Below are 5,361 nucleotides of genomic sequence, written 5' to 3' on the forward strand. Positions count from 1 at the left end.
TCTTCTACACCTCGGCACTCGTCAGCATCCGGTTCGACCCCAACTCGCGGAAGTTCTACGACCGCAAACGTGCCGAAGGTAAACGCCAACGCGGGGACGGCCCGCCGCAGACCCCGGCCGCTCTGCGCGGACACCACACGCCGGGCAGCCGGACCGGCTTCGGGCAGGCGCCCGTTCTCCAGCACGACGCTGGGCTGGAAGGGAACCTTCGCGCGGGTGGTGGGCGTGTTCCAGCCGAGCCGGAGCCACGAGGCGAGCGAGTCGGCGAGCGAGTCCAGCAGGTCACCGACCCGCCGGGCCAGTGCGCGCACCTCTTCGTCCTGGTCCGTACCCCTCGGTGTGTGCGCGGCGTGACCACGGATCAGCTCGGCGGCCGGGCGCAGGGCATCGGCCCGGCCCAGGTGGGTGTCGCGGGCGATGGTCAGGCCGACGACCAGCGTTTCGCGCAGCGTCGACGGCACCTGGTGGCGTGACATCTTCTGCACGGTCTCCCCGATGCCCTGAAGAGCCAGTTCGGCGTCGAACAGGTACTGATGCAGCAGTTCGGCCGCTTCCGGGTCGGCGGCGACCTCGGGCTGCGCGAGCCGCCCGTCGATGATCAGGGTCGTGATGTTGAGCCGGCGCAGGGCTCGCCGCATGCGCTTGATCGCGACAGCCGGGTCCGCGTCCGGGTCCAGGGCGGCGGCCGCGGCGTCGGCGATCCTGCGTGCCTCGACGACGAAGGCCCGCTGGGTCCGCAGCAGGTCCTCACGCGGCATCGGGTGACACAGCAGCAAGCGGGCGGCGAGCAAGGCCACCGACGTCACCACGGCGATGACGAAGAGACGGCCGCACTCGGACAGCGGGACGGCCGCCATCTCTCCCACCACGAGGGCGACGAACACCAGGATGCCGGTCAGCAGCCCGAGGGGACCGAACCGAGCCAGCACCATCATGAGGACCAGCGCCACGACGAGGAGGCACAGGCTCAGTAGTCGGTGCGGGTGGAGCCACGCGCTCAGGGGCAGCACGGCGCAGAACGGGGCCGGCATCCACAGGACGGCACGTGCCAGCCGCGCGGGGGTGTTCTCGGCGATCAGGAAGGATCCCACCAGCCCCAGCACGCCGCCGACCGTCATACCCAGTACGGGCGGGAGACCTACGGCGTGGGACATTCCATAGCCCACGGCCAGGGCGGTGATCATCGACACCAGGGTGCGCCAGCCCGCCTGTATCTGGCCGAGCCCCGGGTCGACCGCGAGCACCCAGTCCCACCAGCGGCGCGGCCCGCCGACCCGGCCGGGAGCGAGTGTGTCCTGAGGTGTCTCAGGGGGAGTGGCTGAAGCGGAGGAAGTCCCGGAGAGGTCGGAGGCGGTGGCCGACGACAGGGGAGAGGTGCTCAAGTAGCCTCGGATTCCAGTGCGTTGAGGAGGGTCAGGACGGTTTCGCGGGCGGCCGCGACGACGCGCTCGGCGTCTTCGACGGTCGGACCCAGTACGTCGAGCAGGGCCGCGGCGATGCGCCGGCGCCCCTGCCGCAGAAGCTCCTGACCCTGGTTCGTGAGGTAGGCGTTGGTCGCGCGGCGGTCGTCGGTGCAGCGCCGCCGTTCGACCAGCCCGCGCTCCTCGAGTTCTTTGAGGAGAACGGTGACCCTCGGCTGGGTGAGCCCGGTGGGGGCGGTCAGGTCGCCCACCCGGTGCGGGCCCGACTCCAGCGCGGTCAGAACGTTGACGTGACTGTGCGGCACCCCGAACTCGCCGAGGCGGTACATGGTGCGAGTCAGCCTGCCGATGCCGCTCAGCAGGTCTCTGGAGGCCCGCGTGATCCGTTCTTCGTTCTGCGCCCGCAAGTGCATGCGTTCATTATATACATTACTTATACACTTTGCCGCTTCGCTGTCGCGCGTCACCGGGTTCGCGTGCGGAGAGATGCGCCACATAGATAACTCATTTATATAGAGCTATTATGTATCTCGTGCTCATCGCCACTGATGGTCAGCTTCGCCCCTCTCGACGGGCTGGCCGGGGTCGTGGGCAGGCCTGAACGGCCGGGCGTCGCGCCTGGCTGGTTCGCAATCGAGAACAGCGCGGATCTGGCGCTGGCAGTAGAGGAGAGATGACAGTGACAGCCGACATTCGGACGCCGGGACTCGGCTCGCTCGTCGAGCCGGAGCGCATGCTGATCGGCGACTCCTGGGTTCCGGCCCGGTCAGGTGCGACGTTCCCCGTGGTGGACCCGGGCACGGGGGACGTGGTGACGCGTATCCCCGAGGGGGATGCCCTCGATGTCGACGCGGCGGTCCGGGCGGCTCGGCAGGCCTTCGAGGAGGAGCGCTGGACGGGGCTGTCCAGTCAGCAGCGGGCGGTCGTGCTGTGGCGCGTGTCCGACCTGCTGGAGGCCAATGCCGACGAGCTGGCCCGGCTGGAGAGTCTGGACGTGGGCATGCCGGTGTCGGTGGCCCGGGCCATGCTCGGCGAGGCGGTCAACCTGTTCCGGTACTACGCGGGCTGGGCGGACAAGATCCATGGCCAGGCCGTGGAGATCGGCCCCGGCGCGCGCCGCCTGCAGGGCATCACGCTGAAGGAGCCGGTCGGTGTGGCCGGGCTGATCGTGTCGTGGAACGCCCCGCTCATCGGCATCTCCATGAAGCTGGCACCGGCACTCGCCGCAGGCTGCACCTGCGTGGTCAAGCCGTCGGAGGAAGCCTCGCTCTCCGTGCTGGCACTCGTACGCCTCCTGCTGGAGGCGGGCGTCCCCGAGGGCGTGGTCAACGTCGTGACCGGGCACGGTCCGGTCGGTGCGGCGCTGGCCGCGCACGACGACGTGGACAAGGTGAGCTTCACCGGCTCCACCGCGGTCGGCAAGAAGATCGTGCAGGCGGCCGCCGGCAACCTGAAGAAGCTCTCCCTGGAGCTGGGCGGCAAGTCCCCGGTGATCGTGCTGCCGGACGCGGAACTCGACCAGGTGATCCCCGGGGTCGCCATGGGCATCTTCTGGAACTCCGGCCAGATCTGCACCTCCGGAACCCGCCTCTTCGTCCACCGGGACATCTACGAGGACGTCGTCCAGGGCATCGCGGGATACGCCCGCTCGCTCAAGGTCGGCCACGGATCCCAGCCGGGCATGGACCTCGGCCCGCTCATCTCCCAGCGGCAGCTCGACACGGTCACCGAGTACGTGGAGAGCGGCATCACGGAAGGCGCCCGCGTGGTCACCGGCGGTTCCCGCATCGGCGACAAGGGCTTCTTCTTCGAGCCCACCGTGGTGGCCGATGCCGACCCGTCGATGCGCATGATCCGCGAGGAGATCTTCGGCCCGGTCCTCGGCGTGATCCCGTTCACCGAAGTGGACCAGGCGGTGGCCGCGGCCAACGACACCGACTACGGCCTGGCCGGCAGCGTCTGGACCCGGGACATCGCCACCGCCCACACCATCGCGCGCAAGCTGCGCACCGGCCGCATCGGCATCAACGTCCACCGCGCGGGCGGCGTCCAGATGCCCGTCGGCGGCTACAAGCAGTCCGGCTGGGGCCGTGAGAACGGCCTGGAAGGCCTTGAGGAATACCTCGAGACCAAGTCCGTCATCACCCTGCTCGACCGCTGAACCCCCAGTCGTCCGTCTTCGGCGGTTCCGCCGAGACGAAGACGGATCACCTGTCCATCACTGATCAAGAAGAAGGCGCAATGCCCAGGTACAGCTATGTCGTTCTGACCAACCCGGTGGAGGGCAAGGAGGACGAATACAACGAGTGGTACACGAACACCCACGTCCACGACGCGCTCGCCGTGCCGGGCTTCGTCAGCGCGCAGCGGTTCAAGCTCGCCGGCGCCCAGCGCAACGAGGCGCCCTACCCGTGGAGCTACCTCGCGATCTACGAGATCGAGACCGACGACCTCCAGAAGTCGATCGACGCGCTGTCCGCGCGGTACAACACGCCGGCCATGGTGATCAGCGAGGCGCTGAGCCCGGAGCGGCTGGGCCTGATCTTCGAGGCGATGACGCCGCGCCTCGAATCGCAGCCGTAAGCCCACAGGCCGGAGGGCCGCATCGACCCTCCGGCCGGCAGGGGACCGATGCCCCGCAGACCGGCCCCTCCTCGCCGGTGCCCCCGCGATGAGGACGGGCCACACAACGTACAGCGATATCCGTTCGAAAAAGGAGAACATTCGATGCAGACGCGTGGAGCAGTGATTCGCCAGACCCCCGGTGAGCTGGAGGTCATTGACCTGGAGCTGGACGACCCCCGTCAGGACGAGGTCCAGGTGAAGCTCGTGGCTTCGGGCCTGTGCCACTCCGACAGCCACCACATGTCCGACGTCCCGGTCGGCACCTACCCCTTCGCGCTCGGTCACGAGGGCGCGGGCATCGTCACGAAGGCCTTCCCGAACAGCAAGGGCATCGAGGAGGGCGACCACGTCGTCTTCACCGCGATCCCGTCCTGCGGCCACTGCCGCTGGTGTGCCACGGGGATGGAGAACCTGTGCGACCTGAAGGACGGCATCCTGCGCGGCCCGCGCTGGACCGACGGCTCCTTCCGGCTGCACACCACGGACGGTGCCCCGGTCGGGCAGATGTGCGGCATCTCCACCTTCGTGGAGACGACCACGGTGTCGCTGAACTCGGTCGTGAAGATCGACAAGGACATCCCGCTGGACAAGGCCTGCCTCGTCGGGTGCGCGGTCAGCACCGGCTGGGGCTCGGCCGTCAACCTGGCGCGAGTACAGCCGGGCGAGACCGTGCTGGTGGTCGGTGTCGGCGGCATCGGCGCGGCCGCCCTCCAGGGCGCCCTGCACGCCGGTGCGGCCAACATCATCGCGGTGGACCCGGTGCCGTTCAAGCAGGAGACGGCCGAGCTGTTCGGTGCGACGCACGCCGCCGGGTCGGTCGAGGAGGCCGCGGAGCTCGCCAAGGAGCTCACCCACGGCCAGGGCGCGGACTCGGCGGTCATCGCCATCGGTGTCCGTGACTCGTCGATCGTGGGCGCGGCACTGCGCGCCATCCGCAAGGCCGGCACCGTCGTGGTGGCCTCGGTGGCCCCGCACTCCGCCGACGAGGCGCCGATCCCGCTGTCCAACCTGACGCTGAACCAGAAGCACCTCGTGGGCTCGCTGTTCGGTGGCACGAACGGCAACCACGACGTCAACCGCCTGCTCGACCTCTACCGGGCCGGCAAGCTCAACCTCGACGACATGATCACCCGGACGTACAAGCTCGACGAGATCCAGCAGGGCTACCACGATCTCCACGCGGGCAAGAACCTCCGCGGAGTCGTGCTCTTCGACTGATCGAGGTCCGTGTCCGGCCGACAGCCGTCGTACACCACCGTCATGAGAGGTGGGGGGGGCGGGCCCGCGCACCCCGGGCCACCCGCCGACCACCCGA

At 69.1% G+C, this 5,361-nt stretch carries 4 protein-coding genes and 1 pseudogene; 3 read left to right on the forward strand and 2 right to left on the reverse strand.

Annotated elements, in window-relative coordinates; genetic code table 11:
• Nucleotides 1-1,382 (reverse strand): annotated as a pseudogene (locus ACWEN3_RS40490) (FUSC family protein); the annotation flags it as partial.
• Nucleotides 1,379-1,918: a MarR family winged helix-turn-helix transcriptional regulator gene (locus ACWEN3_RS40495; protein ID WP_452981941.1), complete on the reverse strand. Its 540-nt coding sequence runs from the start codon at nucleotides 1,916-1,918 to the stop codon at nucleotides 1,379-1,381. The gene ACWEN3_RS40495 and the pseudogene ACWEN3_RS40490, both read right to left, overlap by 4 nt.
• A 176-nt stretch (nucleotides 1,919-2,094) precedes the next feature.
• Here ACWEN3_RS40495 and ACWEN3_RS40500 point away from each other — a divergent pair, with 176 nt between their 5' ends.
• The 3 genes from ACWEN3_RS40500 to ACWEN3_RS40510 all read left to right on the forward strand — a co-directional run bounded on the left by ACWEN3_RS40500 (nucleotide 2,095) and on the right by ACWEN3_RS40510 (nucleotide 5,264).
• Nucleotides 2,095-3,582 carry an aldehyde dehydrogenase family protein gene (locus tag ACWEN3_RS40500; RefSeq protein WP_452981944.1) on the forward strand — a complete coding sequence of 496 codons (1,488 nt, stop codon included), beginning with the start codon at nucleotides 2,095-2,097 and terminating at the stop codon, nucleotides 3,580-3,582.
• An 80-nt stretch (nucleotides 3,583-3,662) separates the two neighbouring features.
• On the forward strand, nucleotides 3,663-4,004 hold the full coding sequence (locus ACWEN3_RS40505) for a hypothetical protein (RefSeq protein ID WP_452981947.1): 342 nt from the start codon (nucleotides 3,663-3,665) through the stop codon (nucleotides 4,002-4,004).
• A gap of 144 nt (nucleotides 4,005-4,148) precedes the next feature.
• Complete coding sequence (locus ACWEN3_RS40510; protein WP_452981949.1) at nucleotides 4,149-5,264, forward strand: NDMA-dependent alcohol dehydrogenase; 1,116 nt, start codon at nucleotides 4,149-4,151, stop codon at nucleotides 5,262-5,264.
• The last annotated feature ends 97 nt before the right edge of the window (nucleotides 5,265-5,361 follow it).

Source organism: Streptomyces sp. NPDC004561, from assembly GCF_053602155.1.

Bases quoted from the DNA above. Each gene is read 5' to 3' on its own strand.
- ACWEN3_RS40495 (WP_452981941.1), bottom strand. From the start codon at position 1,918: ATGTGGCGCATCTCTCCGCACGCGAACCCGGTGACGCGCGACAGCGAA.
- ACWEN3_RS40500 (WP_452981944.1), top strand. From the start codon at position 2,095: ATGACAGTGACAGCCGACATTCGGACGCCGGGACTCGGCTCGCTCGTC.
- ACWEN3_RS40505 (WP_452981947.1), top strand. From the start codon at position 3,663: ATGCCCAGGTACAGCTATGTCGTTCTGACCAACCCGGTGGAGGGCAAG.
- ACWEN3_RS40510 (WP_452981949.1), top strand. From the start codon at position 4,149: ATGCAGACGCGTGGAGCAGTGATTCGCCAGACCCCCGGTGAGCTGGAG.